This is a genomic window from Shewanella sp. VB17 (genome assembly GCF_013248905.1).
GTDB lineage: Bacteria > Pseudomonadota > Gammaproteobacteria > Enterobacterales > Shewanellaceae > Shewanella.
This window is the reverse complement of record NZ_JABRVS010000001.1, coordinates 4,995,125-5,012,139: the sequence shown is the minus strand read 5'-3', so window position 1 is coordinate 5,012,139 and position 17,015 is coordinate 4,995,125. Positions and strand designations below refer to the sequence as shown.

Here is a 17,015-nt window from a genome sequence, read left to right as displayed (position 1 = left end):
AAAATCACCGCTCTCTTAACGCTGTATCTTTCGCTCTTAAAATTGGATTCAGTATGTACTCTAGAATGGATTTTTGGCCTGTAATAACATCAACGGAGGTCAGCATTCCAGGTATGATAGGCATTTCTACGCCATCATCTCTTGTTAAGCTTGATAATTCAGTTCGTACTTTCACTATGTAGAAGCTATTTCCCTCTTCATCTTGTGACGTATCAGCACTGATGTGCTCAACGACGCCATCAAGGCCTCCATAGCGAGTAAAGTCATAAGCCGTTATCTTAACGATCGCCTTTAAGCCTGAATGTAAAAATGCGATGTCTTTCGGGGTGATTTTGGTTTCAATAAGCAGTTGGTCTTCAGATGGAACAATTTCAATGATATTAACCCCAGGCTGAACGACGCTACCTAATGTATTGATATGTATTGTTTTAATCGTCCCATTCACTGGGGAGGTAATTTCAGCTTTATTCACTTTGTCTTGTGCACCAACTTGGGCTTCATTGATACGAGAGAGTTTGGTTTGCAGTTCGCTTAATTGAGTTCGCGTTTCTGCTGAAAATGTAAAAATGGCCTCGCGTCTTTTTAAAATAGCTTCATCTTGTGAGGCTTTAACTTTGGGGCGTAGTAAACGTAGGCTGGCTAACTCTCCCTGAATATCATTAACAATACGTTCAAGTTTAAGTAGTTCCACTTCTGGCACGATCCCTTTATCAGCTAAAGGTCTGGTTAGTGATAATTCTCGGGATACTAATTGGTGGCTTTTTGTTAACGTGGTTATTTTTGATGCAAGATCTTCTGTTTCTTGTTGTTTTTGCAATATCTGTCTAGCCAAAATCTCAATGTGATTACTAAGGCTATCTAATCGACCTGAATACTCTGCTGACTGTCTTTTGATAAGTTCAGGTTCTTTTTCACTCAGGGTTTTAGAGAAACGTAAAGGGAGCTTAGTAATCTTGACTTGTTCTCGCCAATTTGATGACATGTCAGTGATCACGATACTGTTTAATTCAGTTTCTAGTCGTCTTACATTAGCTTGTAAGCTATAGACTTCCTGCTCTTGTTGGGCGAAGTCAGAACGAAACCGAGTTGCATCAATACGGACTAATGCTTGTCCTTTTGTGACCAGCATGCCCTCTTTTACATACATATCCTGCATTATCCCCCCATCTAGGCTTTGAATCACTTGTATTTGGGATGAAGGGATGACTTTGCCCATTCCTGTGGTGACTTGATCCAGCTCAGAAAAAAACGCCCAAATAAGAAAGCATAAAATTAATGCTGTCAGTACCCAAATAATTAATCTATGACTGCTTGGCGCATCGGTCATCATTGCACCATAAACATCATCGATCATTTCCAGATCATCTGTTGTTAGATGTTGGCTCATTGTCCAGTCTCTGCTGATAATAAGCCTTTATTTAACTTGTCTAGGACGTCAGCTTTAGGGCCGTCGATAATGACATGACCTCGGTTCAGTACAATAATACGATCGACTAATTTCAGTAGATGCGTTTTATGAGTGATGAGTAGTAATGTTCTGTCTTTACTAACATTTTGCATTGCATGAATGAATTGTTTCTCGGCCCTAGCATCCAAGCTTGAAGTGGGTTCATCCATGAGTAAAACGGGTGGGTCATTAAGTGTTGCTCTGGCTAAAGCAATCGTTTGTCTTTGTCCGCGAGACAGTGTTTGACCACCTTCACCAACTTGTTGATCTAACCCTTCACTTTCTAAATCGGTAAATTGACTAATCCCTGAAAGTTGCACGGCTCTGATGAGTTGATGCTCTGTGACTTGTCGAGTGCCAAATAGAATGTTATCTCTAATTGTGCCGTGAAAAAGTGTTATATCTTGTGGTAAATAACCAAAGTTACGTCTTAAGTCTGTTGGATGTATCTGAGCTGAGTCAAGTCCATCATATCGTAAGCTGCCTTGCGTTGGTTGGTAGAGGCCGACTAATATTTTAGCTAATGTACTCTTACCAGAACCATTGCGACCTATGATAGCGATACGTTCACCTGGCTCAATATTGATCGACATAGGATGCAAGATAGGTTTCTCTGAGCCAGTGTAAGAGAAGCTAATGTGCTCTGCTTTAATTTTTCCCTGTAAACGCTGGCGACTAACAAGATGACCTTTATTTTCGAACTCACCTTCTTGAGTCATTATTTCGTTGAGTTGACGTAGCGCACTGGCGGTATGATTTCCTCTAGTCATGAGTCCTGCGAGCTGTGCCATGGGGGATATCGCTCTGCTAGATAAAATCACTGCAGCAATAATCCCTCCCATAGAAATTGCATTATCGGCCACTCGGTAGACGCCCAGGATGACGACACAAACTACTGAGAGTTGGACGATAAAGTTGGCTAAGTTAGTGACTGAGGTGGATATTTTTTTTGATTTTAATTGCCAATTGGCAGTATGGCCTATCATTTGTTGCCAGCTTTTTTGTACGATACCTTCAGCACCGCTGGATTTAATGGACTCTAATGACGCAAGAGATTCAATTAGATGGCCATGTTTGAGGCTGGCGAACTTGTTACTTTCTTCAATTGCAGCCTTCAGTTTTGGCTGCATTATTAAGGTGTAGCCTATGATCAGAATGCTGCCGATCAAAGGAATGATGGCAAGATCGCCAGCAACGATATAAATGATAATCATGAAAAATAGAGCAAAAGGAAGATCAACTAATGTTGTGATCGTTGCCGATGTTAAAATCTCTCTGATACTGTCAAATTCACCCAGTTGTCTAGCCATTCCTCCTACACTGGGTGAGCGTTTTGCCAAGGGGATGCCAATGGCTTTGGCGAATAATTTTGATGAAACGATAATATCGACTTTTTTGCCTGCCACATCAATAAGGTAGGCTCGTAGTTGCCTCATGATTAGATCAAAAATGTAGGCGACACTTGCACCAATTGCGAGTACCCAAAGCGAGGAAAAAGCGAGATTTGGGACTACCTTATCATAGACATTCATGATAAATAGTGGCGACACGAGTGCAAATAAATTAACCAACACAGAAGCCAATAGTGCATCCCGATAAATGGGTGCAGAATCTTTAAGGGTTTGTACTAACCAATGTGTTTTGTTGTCATATTGATGAACATCGAACCCCATATCACCACGATATTGTTGCTTGACAAGAAATAGGTAACCCACATAGATGGCTTCTAAATCTTTTAGTGTTAACACTTGCTCTCCACCAATGTCAGGTAATTGGATCACTGCTTTATCTTTGTCAATATTTAGCTCTCGAAGTAAACAGGCCTTTTTATCTTTTAATAGTAAGATACAAGGTAAAAATATAGGAGAGATATGATTCAAGCTTTTTTGGGCTAACTTTGCAGCTAAACCTGCTCTTGCTGCAGCTTGGGGGACCAGTTCTGGTGTGAGTACATTTGAAGACAAAGGGAGTCCTGCCGCCATAGATTCACTGGAGCAAGGACTACCGAAATGCTCAGTTAATAGTACTAAGCTGTCCAGTAAGGGATCGACAGTCACTCGTTGAGAGGCTGAAATGGTCCATTGTTCATTTTTTTTAGGGGCTGATGTGGACACTGAAAAATTGGTCCTTACCTTTTGTTACTGTTCTGCGCCTATTATATTACATAATTGAAAACAAAAAACTCGATTTTTATTTAAATCATTATTTTTATTTGATTTTGGTAGTATCGGATAAGTGTTGATTATAAAAATATGTGGCTTTTTTGTTGGTTAAATGACATTTTTTAGGCTGGGGTATCTTATTTTTCAATGACTAGATGGTGGCGTTATTGTGTGTTTGGTAAGGGGAGGTTGAGTCTGCTATTCCTCTTTTTTAAGGTAAAGTATTTACAATAATAGCTTCGTCAAAGAGTAGGCTGTCAATAATCACAGTTTCATTGGTATCGCTGTACAGCACCGACAAATCTACGTCTATCAATTCGATGATTAATGTATCACCTCCGAGATCGGCCCCATTACTGTCTAAGGTGATACTGGTGTTTCCTGCTGTAAAGTTAATACTAAAATAAGACTCTAAGGAATGACTTTCTTCATCAAGTAGGATTTCAGAAATATCTAATGTATCGTGCAACACATTAAAGTTATAAATTGTATCAGTACTACCATCAGCATCCCCAGCTTGCCAAATGAGAACATCAGCATCTAAATCTATACCGACGTCTAGGCTATCAGTGTCTTTACCTCCTATTAGTATATCGTTACCTTCGCCCGCATTTAGCGTGTCATTCCCTGTTCCGCCAATTAAATAATCAGAGTTTATACTTCCTGTTAGTTCGTCAGTGCCCATTGTGCCATTTTGTAATGCATATTGATCTGGTACAAGTGGAATTGTTTTAGCGATAACGGCAAAGTGTCCAGTTAAGTTATCGCCATCACCGTCAGTGGCAATAAGATTGAAATCAAGTTGTCCATCAATCTGAGCTTGTATCATTTGATATTGATAAAAATCCCATTGCCCTGTTCCAGGTGTGAATTCGACCTTGAAGACGAGTGTGTTTGAGGTTGTTTGACCAACGAGTGTATTACCTGATTGAGATATGATAATAGCATCGCCATTTTGCGTGAGTAAACCAGTCTCATTAGTGCCAGTAAATACTAATAACCCTCTCTCATCAGCCCCCCACAGAGTCTCAATAACCCCAGTAGCATAACCTATGGCTAGGCCATCACGACCTAAAAATTCGATTGATTTAACTGTTAAATCACTATTATCTGAATTGTTATTGATGCCGTTGTCGGTGGCTTTTATGATTATTTTATCGAAGCCACCTTCAAGAGTTTGGAAAATGGCAGCGTAGTTACCATCATTAGCATCTGAACTAAATGTTTGTATTATAATTAATTGTCCATCACGGTAAAATTCGACAAGGCCAACCTCAAGTTCACCACCAAACATACTCGCAAATTTCATATTGATACCATAAGCTAGCGTACCAGAATCTAGTGTTATCACCATTTCTTCTGATGCTTCAGTTCCATCAGCGAATTGGCGAAAATCAATTTCTGCATTGAGGTTGTGATAAGGCGAAGCGACACTCTTGACACCGATCCCGTTGTTGTTGCCATAGACAATTGCAGAAGTTAATGTCGAATCAGTTGCAGATGTAAACCCATTAGCTGTTACTGTGAAGCCGTCAAAATCAAGGATGTTATGATTTCCATTACTCGTTGTGAATGAATAATTTCCTAATAAAGTATCTGGAATATTTGAATCAGAAACGAGGATGGCCGATTCATCTGTTATTATCGGGGCGTCATCTTCAATAATAATAGATAAATTGCTATTGATACTATCGCCTGCGAGGTTGTTTATGATGGCACCAAAATTAAATTCCAATACGTCTTCAGCATTTGTTAGTGGGTGATCAATAGGAGCATGAAGAGTGGTATCATAATTGATACTAAAATCCGGACTGATCCCTTGAAACTCACCTAATACTAAGGTGATAACAAGTAGCCCACCTTGGGTACTACCAGTAAAGGTATCGCCGTTTCTGCTCCATACATCGACATCATCGCCGCCAGATGTCATGCCTATGGGGCCTGTGAGTGTAACACTGAAAGCGTTACTATCTACATCTGTAAAACTGATCACGCCAGAGTCTGTTACCTCGTTTGTCGTGTCTGCAGGCGCTATACCATTATCTTTAATGCCATTAAGCAATCCTTCCTCAGAGACTCGGGTTGAGGTAATACTGGTTATTTCTGGGATGTCATCGACATTGTCTAGTGTGATATTGACCACAGCAATGTCGATGAGGCCAGCGAGATCGGTGACTATAACATTTAAATTAAAGGTGCCTAACTCGGCGTCATCGATGTCTTGATTTAAGGTGAGCTGCCCAGAGGTAGCATCAATATCGAAGACGCCGTTGGTGAGGCCACCACCTTCAAAGCTGAAACGTAAGTTATCGCCTGCATCCGGGTCGTCAGCGATAACCGTGCCGACTAAGGTTCCCGAGGCCGCGCCTTCATTGAGGCTGCCAAAATCATAGGTATCAAGGTTTGCTGCATCACCTGCGACATCGATGCCGGAGCGAAACTCTGGAGCTTCATTGAGGTTATTAAGATCAATGGCCACGGCGGCAATGTCGGTAAGGCCTGCGAGATCGGTGACCAGAACATTAAAATTAAAGGCGCCTAACTCGACGTCATCGATGTCTTGATTTAAGGTGATCTGCCCAGAGGTAGCATCAATATCGAAGATGCCGTTGGTGAGGCCACCACCTTCAAAGCTGAAACGTAAGTTATCGCCTGCATCCGGGTCGTCAGCGATAACCGTGCCGACCAAGGTTCCCGAGGCCGCGCCTTCATTGAGGCTGACTAAATCATAGGTATCAAGGTTTGCTGCATCACCTGCGACATCGACGCCGGAGCGAAACTCTGGGGCTTCATTGAGGTTATTAAGATCAATGGCCACGGCGGCAATGTCGGTAAGGCCTGCGAGATCGGTGACCAGTACATTAAAATCAAAGGCGCCTAACTCGGCGTCATCGATGTCTTGATTTAAGGTGATCTGCCCAGAGGTTGCATCAATATCGAAGATGCCGTTGGTGAGGCCACCACCTTCAAAGCTGAAACGTAAGTTATCGCCTGTATCCGGGTCGTCAGCGATAACCGTGCCGACCAAGATTCCCGAGGCCGCGCCTTCATTGAGGCTGCCAAAATCATAGGTATCAAGGTTTGCAGCATCACCTGCGACATCGATGCCGGAGCGAAACTCTGGGGCTTCATTAAGGTTATTAAGATCAATGGTGATCTCTGTAATATCACTGCCACCTATTCCTAGGTTGCCATTGAGGTCGGTGTAGCTGTTATTGAGGACGGTGACATTTGCGCTACCAGTAAAATTTGAATTTGGGGTAAACGTTGCCGACCACGTAATGCCATTATCATCGGTGGTGAGATCAGTGACGGTACCACCAGAGGTATCAAGTTCCTCTACTGTAAAGCCAGTGACTTGTTCAGTGAAGGTAAAGGTCACTTCACTGGTTTCACTTACAGTTAATTGTGCATCGACAATATTAACGACGACACTTGGTGTATTGGTGTTGACTGAATAGCCTTCGCTATCGGTGGCATTGTTGCTGTTGCCTGCGGTATCAGTTGTGGTGACGTTGGCATTGATCACAGTGTTTGGGTCGGCGGCGAGATCAGCGCCAGAGACGAGGATACTAAATTGGCCATTTGTATCAGTTTGACCTGTATAGTTGACTCCATTAATGGTGAGGGTAACAGTATCACCAGCACTGAACTCGCCACTGACGACTCCGGTTATCGCGATATCTTGCAGGGCTTCAGCAAAATTGATGACATCATCTGTGGTCACGTTCTCATCTAAGGTAATCGTTAATATCGGGGGAGTGGTATCAATGATAACGGTATCATTTTGGGTGGGCAGGGGAGTTGCTTCTGTCACGGCTTCAGATTCATGGCCTGTACCAGCAATAGTCTCATTACCAGAGCGAGCTAAAGTAATAAAACTAGAACTACCTTCATTGCCGCCAGTACCTGAACCTGCTGCAGTAGCAGGTAAGTCGAGAGAGGGATCATCCCCTGCTAATATTTGTGCTTGTATCGCGGCAATTTCATCATCGATGTTTAAATCTTCAGTGGTATCTATAGCGAAGGTTTGTTCTAGGTTACTAGGGAGCGTAATGTCAGACTCTAATTGTATAATGCTTTGCTCATTAACAAGTGTACCGTCAGCCATTTGCAGAGTAAATTGAGTCTCAGGTGAAAAAATGAGCCGCTCACCACTGTTGATTGCATCACCAATGGTTAAATCACGTATATTGCCTGTTACATCCTTGGCTTCTAGCTGTCCGATTAGATTGGTAATAACGGCATCTTGTGCTGTTACTGCTACACCCATAATCATATTCCTGAGCTAATGCTATATATTTTACACTGATACTTTTTGCATTGAAGTAAGCATACCTTCGCATAATTTTAGCGTCTTAACCTTAAAGCTTAATTCAGATCTTGCAGCTGTCAAATTAATGACGCTTAGATGTTTATAGTGATTAAATAAGCCTGTAGATAGAAATGAGTAATAGTCTTAGCTATTCAGATGATTAACTCAGTCTCGTGTGTTTAAAATGGATTTTCTAATAAGAAAACTATCTAAATCCTCGTTTTCTTATTAGAAATTGGTATGATAAATCAAGCGGATTTTATGGCGTTTCTGTAGCTTAATATCGCTGAATTTTGTTCTCCTAAATGTTCCTGCATCTCACCAAGTGCTAACCAGTGGGTCTTATTCGGTTGCATTTTACAGATGTGTTGCCAATGTTCCATCGCCTGTCGGTATGCTTTATTTTGTTGATGAAGTTTGGCGACTAGAATCTTAAGATGAATGTTGTCATTATGTTTCTTTTCGGCAGCAAAAATTAACTCTCTTTCATTAACGTCACTAGGGAGTAAAACCGCCCCTAAACTGGTTAATATTTCAGGGGAAGGGGAGTGATTAAGCTGTTTCATTAGCAACTTTAATGCTTGCGGTTTCTTATCGTATTGAGTTAACCCGGTACAATAGAGTGCGAGGTTACTCATTTCTTTTCGTTCGGCTCGGCTGAAGCTGTGCCAGACTTTCTCTAATTCTTGAAGACTTGTTTTTGTTGCAGAAATAAGTAATGCCTGATGAGTCGATAAGGCTAATTCAGCAAATGTTTGTTCACTGAGTAATTGTCGTTTTTTGATGATCGGTAGGAGAAGTTTTAGGGCATTAAAATCTGCTTGCGCCTGATAGAGTTCGAGGGCAAGTTTAAGTACCGGAAGTTTGCTTTTACTTGTGGGTACTAGTTTATCCAATTGTTTTCGTGCCTCAATTAGTTCACCTTGTTGAAGCAAGTAGCGGGTACGAATTGTTGCGACGGTTTTGGTAACCATGGGTTCTTTTTCGGCTTCTAGTAGATAATAATCTCTAGATTCTATGTTGTTTTGATGCTGAGCAGCTCTTGCGGCTGCGAGTAAATTAAAGGAAGGACTCTCACCTTTTTTTGCTCCTTTGACCATGGCTTTTTCTGCCACAGCCCAATCTTCTTCAGCTAATGCAAGTTCGCCGAGTAAAGTGTGTTTTTTTGAAGCTTTTTTCCGCCATTTATCTGGTAGTAAACGGCTGCTAAAAATCAGATGTAGAATTAAAACCAAACACCATTCTACAAGCTGTAATAGGCAATAAAATAACACTAAGCAAATGAGAGCTGCGATAACTCCCATCTCTATTTCGTAGTCCCAGAAAGCTAAATAGAGGTAACCATTCATACCATCAAAAAATGGACTAATACACAGGCCAATTAAAATAATCGACAGATATGCAAGCACTTTGATCATATCGAAGGCTCCTCAGATCCCATTAAATTACCATGGGTAACGAGTTGTTGTAGTAAAGGAGTTGAAGCAAAATTTTGAATTTTTGGAGTTTGGATCTCTAATGTGCTTAAGGCATCTAAAGCGGCTAATGTTTCTTTTGTTTGCGTATTTTTAAGATCGAAATATTGAAAAATCCATTTTCTTGCTAAAGTCAGTGACTGACGATAATTGACTTCATCTTGGTGATAGAGGGCTAGTTGAGATTGAAGCAGTTTATTTCTTATATTTTCAACTAAATACCATTGTTCATCGGGTTTTAATAGTGGAGTGATGTCAGTGGTTCTCTTGCGCACGACAATGAAGTCTTCCATTAACGATTGCCATGATTTGGTTAGATTATTTCGCCAGTCGCTGACTGATTCTGTCATCTTCGCATTATCAATTTTGTTTGCTGCATTGACTAAATCGACCCTATTCAATGGGAGTTGGTCTAGGTTTTCAATGATACTGTTTAGCATGAGTACTGTCCCAGCTATGTCAGTACTTTTGATGATGGATACTGCGGCAATATCTCGAGCTAATGTTTTTCTTAGTGGCGTTAAGGCTGGGTCTTTCATTGACTGAATTCTTTGATCTGCAGCCTTAAGCAAACTTACAGCCGTGATGGGATCTTGCTCTAACCATAGTTTACTTCCCGCCATTCTCACCAAGTACTTGGCCTCTTCAGCCATCCAACGATTAGGATTTCGCTGAGCTAATGTGGCCACACGATTATTGAGTCTTGATTGGCTGGCACTTATAAGCGTTAATTGTTGAGTGAGTTTACTTTCTGTTTGACGTTGTTGTTGATCGAGTTTTGATACTTTTTCTAAAGGCTCTTTGAGTGCTAATGTTAACTCTTGAGCTAAGCGCTGAGTGCGGTCTGTTTGCTTATTTATTTCCTGATGTAGGTAATATCCGCCTCCTAAGCAAGTAAAAGTCAACAGTAAAATTAGCATAAAGGTGAATAAAAGCCCCCAAGATATATTGGAACTACGATCAGAATGTTGATTTTCTGATGAGGATCGCTTGGTACTCGTGGCTGCGCTTGATTCTGGAATTTTCTCGTTAGAGATGAGCTCATTCTTTGGCTCTTGCTGGTTTTTATCTAACTTTTTGTTGTCCATTAAACAGTCCTTGAGGGAATACTGCTACAATAATAACGAGTATAAGGCCGTGTATAGCTAAATTCATAAGCCTAATGCGGAAATCATGGCCTTACAATTTGCGGCTTTGGCGTTAGTAACTTGGTGTAGTCCATAAGCTAAAGCTTGCTCCTTGACTCTGGAGCTTGGGACTATAATATGACATGTAAGCAGCCAAGCAAATAACTCTTTTGGCACAAGTTTAATTAGGCTATGTAGAATCTCCCCACTTGTGATGATAATAGTATCGACTCCTGCATCTTGCCATTGAGTAGGAATACACTTGTCAATTAATGGGCAGGTTCTTTGATAGGCTTCCCAATAATTAACTTTACCACCACGCTGTATTAGGGTTTCTGCGAGCGTTTCACGTCCTCCATCCCCCCTTACAATAACGACTTTTTTGTTAGATAAATCTTGTAGTTCTGGGAGTGAAAGTAAACCTTCAGTCTGTTGATTATCTGCTGGGGTTGATAATGAGGCGATTCCCAGTTCTTGTAGAGCCTGAAAAGTGGCGTTACCTATGGCATAAAACGTTGCCGCTTTATGTTTGTTTAGCGCGATTGCTTGAGAGGAAAATTTGACGGCATTGGTGCTGATAAATATCACAATATCGGCAGAGTTAACATGAGCGATAGCATTTTGCTCATCGGTTGTGTCAGTTGCTTTAATCTCAAGTAAAGGCGTCACTATATATGAGACCCCAAGTTGTTCTAGGGCCTCAGACATTAACTGATTTCGGTCTTTTGCTCGTGTGAGTAAAACCTTCATCGACCGTGTCTACTTGATGTAAACAGCATCAAGAATAGTTTTTGCACCTTGACTAAGTAGCTCTTCTGCAAGTGCAATACCAAGTGATTTAGCATTCGTTTTTGGGCCTATTTTTGTTGCTTCAATTATCTGAGTGCCATCAGGGCTACCTACTAGGCCGCGTAGGGTTAAAGTATCATTTTGAATTTCGGCATAAGCCCCAATCGGTACCTGGCAGCCCCCTTCAAGATGCGTATTCATGGCGCGCTCAGCAGTAACGCGAAAGCGAGTCTCAGCGTGCTCAAGTGGTGCTAATAATGCTTTAACTCGTTCATCATTGTTACGACATTCAATACCTACAGCCCCTTGACCATTAGCTGGTAAAGATTCCTCAGTTGAGATAAAACAAGTGATGCGTTCTTCGAGTTTTAGACGCTTAAGACCTGCAGCAGCTAAGATGATAGCATCGTATGCGCCTGAGTCCAGTTTTCCTAAGCGTGTGCCTACATTGCCGCGCAGATCTTGGATTTTTAGATCTGGGCGAGTCGCTCTGATTTGGCACTGTCGACGTAGACTTGATGTACCAACAATGGCCCCTTGTGGAAGTTCGCTAATGCTGTTGTAGTTATTCGAAACGAATGCATCACGAGGATCTTCACGTTTACAGATAATCTCTAGGCCAAGCCCTTCGGGAAAGTCGACCGGGACATCTTTCATTGAGTGGACTGCAATATCTGCTCTGTTTTCTTGTATTGCTATTTCTAACTCTTTAACAAACAAACCTTTACCGCCAACCTTTGCTAAAGGTGTGTCAAGAATTATGTCACCTTTAGTGCTCATAGGTAGCAGTTCTACCGTGAGGTGCTTATGAAATTTTTCCAATTCAGTTTTAACAAATTCAGCCTGCCACAGTGCTAGAGGGCTTTTACGTGTCGCGATTCGAATGACATTTTGGGACATGCTCGATATTCCATCGGGGGCCTAATTGAAGCAATGTTAACATTGCTCAGGAGCAGATGTCACATAGAGCATTTGATTCTTTGGCCTTAGTGCTGAGATCAAAGATTTAAGTGTGAGCGTGATCTCGTTTATTTCAAAGGTAGAACAAAGCTGTTAATATCACCCTCTTTTATCCCATTCTGCAAGAAGCTATTCGATTTGTTGGATATGGTTAATGAACACATTCATTTTGTTGAAACTGCCCAGAGATTAAATCGGATCAGGTTTGCTCGTGCGTTGGCTATTTTGTCACCGTTAAAACGAGATTTATTACGTCTCATTCCACTCTTTTTTCATTATCATAGGCTAGGCTACCCTGGTTATAATGGCCCATTAACTCCCTACGGTATTTTTGGTTATAAGCCGAGTGACAGTGAATTATCAGCGTGTGATACCTTAGGATTGATCCGCCCCGATTTACATCTTGTTAATCATTCGACCATTGATGGCGTGTATAGCATGGGTAGCATGTCTAGTTTTGGTCAAAACGCTAAAAGTGATGTGGATATTTGGTTAGTCCATGATCCGTTACTGAGCGCTAATGATTGTCGATTGCTCGAAGAAAAATCAGAGTTAATCAGTACTTGGTTTAGTCAGTATGGATTTGAAGTTAATATTTACTTAGTTCATCCAGAACAGTTTATTAAGACTGTAGACTCAGCAGGGGAATTGCAAAGTTCAATAGGGTTGGAGCATAGCGGTAGCGCTCAACATTGGCTTTTGCTTGAAGAATTTTATCGTAGTCAAATATGTTTTGCAGGAAAAACCGTCGCATGGTGGCCAAATGCTCAGCGTTCCGATGAGCTCCTCTTTTTAGGGCATGTGAGTCAAATACCTGCCAGTGAGTATTTTGGCGCATCACTTTGGCAGCTTTATAAAGGCCTAGAAAAGCCACATAAAGCTCTTTTAAAAGTGCTGTTATTAGAAGCGTATGCCAGCCAATATCCTCAGACCTGTTTAGTGAGTGATAAGGTGTGGCAAAGAACCATCGAAGGCGATTTTTCTGCTGAAAATGATGCCTATTTTCTTTTGTATGAGTCAATAGAAACTTATTTGCTTAAACAAGGTGATCTACGTCGGCTAGAAATCGTGCGGCAATGTTTTTATTTGAAATGTGGCTTAAGGCTAAGTGATAAAGTTCAAACAAAAGATTGGCGTTACCATAAGTTTAGTAAATTAGTTGCAGGGTGGGATTGGTCAAATAGTGTATTACAAACCTTAGACTACTGTGAAGATTGGCATTGTGGTCAATTGCAATGGTTTAACGAACAGCTCAATGAACTTATGCTAGGTAGTTATCAAACGTTACTGAAGTTTGCTTCGATTCAAAAGTTAAGTAAGAGTTTGAAATTATCAGAACTTGGATTACTGACTCGGAAACTGCATACTTATTTTAGCTCTGATATACAACAGATTATTAGTTTAAATCGCTTATGGAGTGATTCGATTAGCGAAGCAGATTTAACCATTATTTTTAGTCATAATGATAATGAGTATTGCCTATATCGTTGTAAACCTGAGCCCAGAAACTTCATTGGTCAGCGTGCTGTTTATCGGTCACATAGTAAAGCTAAATTGATGGCTTGGGCTTGTTTAAATGGAGTGTCAAGTGAGTTAACTCATTGGTATGATTTGAGTGTCAGTAAACGCAAGTCGGTGAGCTTAATCAAAGCTTCAAAACGATTAGTCGCTTTTTTTGGTAGTGCTCAGATTAAAGTGTCTAAAATGGATTTCTGCCAGCCTTGGCGGTATAAAAAATTAATGTTTTTACTCAACTTTAATAGTGATTCAACGGCTCAATGGCAAGGTCAAGAGATCATGGTTGATTATATGAATGCGAATATATTTTCATTAGGCCGAGATCAGCAAAACATGCTTGAGTCGATTGATATTATTTGCTTGAACTCTTGGGGGGAGTGGCATTGTCATCATTATGAAGGTCAGTTTTGTGTACTGGATACACTGACTTTTATTACTGGAGGGATAAGGCGAACAACTCGCGATTTAGCTATTGAAGTGATCAGTTGCTCTGTAAAATTAGCATCTCAATTCGAGCGTACTCTGGGGAACTTAATTCAGCGGACTGTGCGATTGAGTTTACAAGTATCCAGCTCTGCAACTTTAGTGTACCCACTGAAAGTGAGTGGAGTAGAATATGGATTGTTTTTTAACAGTAAAGGGATGGTATACCGAAATATTAATGATAAAAATGAACTTTTTCAGCAGCTGACAAAGAAGAAATTGATCGAGCTTCCTAGGCCTAATTTAGGCGATGAGCCTTTCAGTAAGATACCTGAGGTTATCCAAGATTTTGCTGCTCGTGGTGCTATTCAGTATTTCTTACGACAAGGTGCCCAAGGATTAGATGTATTTATTCTTAATGAAAATAATGAGTTGGAATATTATAAACAATCAGGCTTCGATATCGATGAGTTGGTGAGTCAAGTGAGTCATCATCATGCGTTTGCAGAATTTGGCACTTCGCAGCAGAGGTTTAATCTTCCGCAATTTTTTCGATTGCTCCGTGTTGATGGAAGATTGAGGGCATTGCCATTTGGAGTATCAGTTGATGAAATTGATTTTGAATTTTAAAGCAGGCCAGTGTTTAATGACCTTGTTTGAATAGATATGTAATAGAAGAAGTTAGATAACTTTTTGGTAATTGTTAAATCGGTAACTATCGTGATCATGACTTCTTCTTTATCGTTTACAGGGCGAGTTGTATATTACCTTGTTTCAGTATTGAGTCGACAACAAATGCCATAAATTCTCCGCCATTTCTTTGATCAATCCATTTGTCTTCCACAAATGAGAAATGGTAACCACCAAATTTAGTGGCAACCCAGATTTGATGTAAAGGTTCTTGTTTATTGATCACAATCTTTGAAGTATCTTCGAATGTTAGCTGTAGAACGTTACCAGAGGCATCAATATCGATATCGGCATCTTGGTTATCGATAGCGACCTCAATCGCATTGTCTATTGCTTGAAACATCGCATCGGCTAGCTGATGAAACTCGGTGTCTGTTATTGACATTGTGTCTTGATCCTTGATGATTTAGGCTTGTTAATTATTCTATCAACCCGCCGCTTTATGCTCCAACCTATTTTTACTCTTTCTTTTTTATTATTCATATTTATTTCATGTTTATTTTTATTTTTAGCTTAATTTAGCGCAATAGTAGGTATTAGCACCATTATTGGCTTGACGTAGAAAGACTAACTATGCAACATCGGTAACTCGAGTGGAATTGACCCAATAAATGTTGAGAAGCGATTAAGCGTTAGTATGGTTAACACCTTTGTAGCTAACAAACATCGGATATAAAAAATAATTGGATAGATAGATGTTGAAAAAAATGAAACTGTGTTCACTCATATTGCTGACCAGCCTTTTTATCGTCGCTTGTGGTCAAAAAGGGCCTTTGTATAAATCGCCAGATAAACAAGATAATAAGAATCAAGAACAGTCAAAGAAACAAAGTATTAAGGAATAAAGGTTTGGATCATTTTCTCTATAAAAACGGTGAGTTGCTAGCTGAAGATTGTCAGGTTGCAGAGTTGGCTCGTACCCATGGAACTCCGCTTTACGTATATTCTCGTGCGACATTGGAGCGTCATTGGCACGCTTTTGATCGTGCTGTGATTAATCATCCCCACCTTATCTGTTATGCTGTTAAAGCGAATTCCAATATTGCAGTCCTTAATGTATTGGCACGCTTAGGCAGTGGTTTCGATATTGTGTCGGGGGGAGAACTCTCCCGTGTGATAGAAGCTGGTGGCGACCCGAAAAAAGTGGTTTTTTCAGGCGTTGGTAAAACGGTTGCTGAAATGGAGATGGCGCTTAATCTTGGGATATACTGCTTTAATGTAGAATCTGCTGCAGAACTTGAACAACTGAATTTAGTCTCTTTACGATTAGGTAAAGTGGCACCAGTATCATTACGAATTAACCCTGATGTTGATGCGGGTACTCATCCTTATATATCAACAGGATTGAAAGATAATAAGTTTGGTATTGCAATGGAAGAAGCACTATCAATATTTGCTCGTGCCAATGTGTTACCTGGCTTACAGGTGAAAGGTGTCGATTGCCATATTGGGTCACAATTAACGGATATGACCCCTTTTCTTGATACGATGGATCGCATGTTAGCGCTTATCGATCGTCTTGCTGAACAAGGAATAAATATTGAACACTTTGATGTTGGTGGTGGATTAGGGGTTACTTATGATGATGAGACACCTCCTCAGCCTGATGTTTATGCTGCGGCGTTACTCGAACGCTTAGGTGAGAGAAAGCTGAAGCTGATCTTTGAGCCCGGTCGTGCTATTGCTGCTAACGCTGGTATATTTGTCACACAAGTTCTTTACCTCAAAGGTAATAATCAGAAATACTTTGCTTTGGTTGATGGTGCGATGAATGACCTTATTCGTCCCGCACTCTACAGTGCTTGGCAGAATATTATTCCTGTGGTGCCGCGTATTGGTGAAAATCGTCGTTATGATATTGTCGGTCCAGTTTGCGAGACGGGTGACTTTTTGGGTAAAGACAGAGAATTATGTCTTGAGCCTAATGATTATTTAGCAGTGCGATCATCTGGAGCCTATGGTTTTACAATGTCATCAAATTACAATTCACGCCCCAGAGCTGCCGAAATTATGGTTGATGGCGATCAGGCTCACATTATTCGTGAGCGAGAAAAGTTGTCACAACTCTGGCAAGGTGAGCAGTTATTGCCCTAGACTATACTCAAGTCA

11 protein-coding genes are annotated in these 17,015 nt (G+C 40.8%); 3 read left to right on the top strand and 8 right to left on the bottom strand.

The window, feature by feature from the left end; genetic code table 11:
* Positions 1–4: 4 nt before the first annotated feature.
* The 7 genes from HQQ94_RS21535 to hemC form a co-directional block, all read right to left on the bottom strand.
* Complete coding sequence (locus tag HQQ94_RS21535) at positions 5–1,387, bottom strand: HlyD family type I secretion periplasmic adaptor subunit (RefSeq protein WP_173296335.1); 1,383 nt, start codon at positions 1,385–1,387, stop codon at positions 5–7.
* Positions 1,384–3,561, bottom strand: coding sequence for a type I secretion system permease/ATPase (locus HQQ94_RS21530; protein ID WP_173296334.1), 2,178 nt, complete (start codon positions 3,559–3,561; stop codon positions 1,384–1,386). Before HQQ94_RS21530 ends, HQQ94_RS21535 begins: the two co-directional genes overlap by 4 nt.
* A gap of 259 nt (positions 3,562–3,820) precedes the next feature.
* Entirely contained in the window at positions 3,821–7,882 is a 4,062-nt protein-coding gene (locus tag HQQ94_RS21525) for a retention module-containing protein (protein WP_173296333.1), read from the bottom strand.
* A gap of 290 nt (positions 7,883–8,172) precedes the next feature.
* Positions 8,173–9,342 (bottom strand): heme biosynthesis HemY N-terminal domain-containing protein, encoded by a 1,170-nt coding sequence (locus tag HQQ94_RS21520; RefSeq protein WP_173296332.1) that lies wholly within the window; start codon positions 9,340–9,342, stop codon positions 8,173–8,175.
* Positions 9,339–10,487, bottom strand: a complete 1,149-nt coding sequence (locus HQQ94_RS21515; protein WP_173296331.1) for a uroporphyrinogen-III C-methyltransferase — start codon at positions 10,485–10,487, stop codon at positions 9,339–9,341. The genes HQQ94_RS21520 and HQQ94_RS21515 overlap by 4 nt, the downstream gene beginning before the upstream one ends.
* Positions 10,488–10,550: 63 nt before the next feature.
* Positions 10,551–11,276 carry a uroporphyrinogen-III synthase gene (locus HQQ94_RS21510; RefSeq protein WP_173296330.1) on the bottom strand — a complete coding sequence of 242 codons (726 nt, stop codon included), beginning with the start codon at positions 11,274–11,276 and terminating at the stop codon, positions 10,551–10,553.
* Positions 11,277–11,285: 9 nt separating this feature from the next.
* Entirely contained in the window at positions 11,286–12,215 is a 930-nt protein-coding gene (gene hemC, locus HQQ94_RS21505) for a hydroxymethylbilane synthase (RefSeq protein WP_173296329.1), read from the bottom strand.
* Between the two features lie 207 nt (positions 12,216–12,422).
* Between hemC and HQQ94_RS21500 the strand changes: the two genes are divergently transcribed.
* Positions 12,423–14,846 (top strand): class I adenylate cyclase, encoded by a 2,424-nt coding sequence (locus tag HQQ94_RS21500; protein ID WP_173296765.1) that lies wholly within the window; start codon positions 12,423–12,425, stop codon positions 14,844–14,846.
* A gap of 115 nt (positions 14,847–14,961) precedes the next feature.
* On the opposite strand, the gene cyaY is transcribed toward HQQ94_RS21500, so the two are convergent.
* A complete protein-coding gene (gene cyaY, locus HQQ94_RS21495) occupies positions 14,962–15,291 on the bottom strand; it encodes an iron donor protein CyaY (protein WP_173296328.1) in 330 nt (109 codons plus the stop codon).
* Between the two features lie 310 nt (positions 15,292–15,601).
* On the opposite strand from cyaY, the gene HQQ94_RS23170 reads away from it, so the two are divergent.
* Both HQQ94_RS23170 and lysA read left to right on the top strand, forming a co-directional pair.
* Complete coding sequence (locus HQQ94_RS23170) at positions 15,602–15,751, top strand: lipoprotein (RefSeq protein WP_173296327.1); 150 nt, start codon at positions 15,602–15,604, stop codon at positions 15,749–15,751.
* Between the two features lie 4 nt (positions 15,752–15,755).
* Entirely contained in the window at positions 15,756–17,000 is a 1,245-nt protein-coding gene (gene lysA, locus HQQ94_RS21485; RefSeq protein WP_173296326.1) for a diaminopimelate decarboxylase, read from the top strand.
* Positions 17,001–17,015: the final 15 nt, after the last annotated feature.

Coding starts and splice junctions, on each gene's coding strand:
- HQQ94_RS21535 (WP_173296335.1), bottom strand. CDS start 1,387: ATGAGCCAACATCTAACAACAGATGATCTGGAAATGATCGATGATGTT.
- HQQ94_RS21525 (WP_173296333.1), bottom strand. CDS start 7,882: ATGGGTGTAGCAGTAACAGCACAAGATGCCGTTATTACCAATCTAATC.
- HQQ94_RS21520 (WP_173296332.1), bottom strand. CDS start 9,342: ATGATCAAAGTGCTTGCATATCTGTCGATTATTTTAATTGGCCTGTGT.
- HQQ94_RS21515 (WP_173296331.1), bottom strand. CDS start 10,487: ATGGACAACAAAAAGTTAGATAAAAACCAGCAAGAGCCAAAGAATGAG.
- HQQ94_RS21510 (WP_173296330.1), bottom strand. CDS start 11,276: ATGAAGGTTTTACTCACACGAGCAAAAGACCGAAATCAGTTAATGTCT.
- hemC (WP_173296329.1), bottom strand. CDS start 12,215: ATGTCCCAAAATGTCATTCGAATCGCGACACGTAAAAGCCCTCTAGCA.
- HQQ94_RS21500 (WP_173296765.1), top strand. CDS start 12,423: ATGGTTAATGAACACATTCATTTTGTTGAAACTGCCCAGAGATTAAAT.
- cyaY (WP_173296328.1), bottom strand. CDS start 15,291: ATGTCAATAACAGACACCGAGTTTCATCAGCTAGCCGATGCGATGTTT.
- HQQ94_RS23170 (WP_173296327.1), top strand. CDS start 15,602: ATGTTGAAAAAAATGAAACTGTGTTCACTCATATTGCTGACCAGCCTT.